1 protein-coding gene is annotated in these 477 nt (G+C 52.6%); it reads right to left on the bottom strand.

Annotated features, from left to right (window positions below; translation table 11 throughout):
- Positions 1 to 431 (bottom strand): AAA family ATPase (locus tag EII23_RS12365; protein WP_260424721.1); only part of this gene is annotated, 431 nt, incomplete at its 3' end.
- Positions 432 to 477: the final 46 nt, after the last annotated feature.

Genomic DNA, 477 nt, shown 5'->3' with positions numbered 1-477 from the left:
TCGTTCTCCACAGCAGACAGCATCATCAGCGTTTCAAACGTGGTAGCAATCTTGGACGAACCTCTGTATGCGTCTCCCTGTTTGTTGGTATGATGCACCAGCAGACATGCCACATTCGCAGACTTGAGCTTTTGCAGAAAGATAACTGGCTTGTTGAAGGCATTCGCCGCATTCTCATCATCCAGTTCCGCCAGTGTTGACAGATTATCAAGGATAACAAGGTTGCAACCGTCTTCGATAATGGCATGAAGCAGCGTATCGTTTCTGCCCTCGTCGGCAAGGTCAGTGAACGGTGCGTCAATCTCCTGATGTGAACGCGCCATGAACCGCAGATTCTTTCTGCTTTTCTCCGTGTCGAATGTTCGGGGCTGCGTCAGCGCCTTGCCGCGCTGTATCATGGCTGCCCGCGCCTGAATATCGTCGAGGGGCATTTCACCGTCAACGTACAGTACTTTCCACGCCTCACCCTCTCCCGGC

It is taken from the genome of Desulfovibrio sp. OH1186_COT-070 (assembly GCF_003860215.1).
Lineage (GTDB): Bacteria > Desulfobacterota > Desulfovibrionia > Desulfovibrionales > Desulfovibrionaceae > Desulfovibrio.
This window is presented reverse-complemented; position numbering and strand designations above follow the sequence as displayed.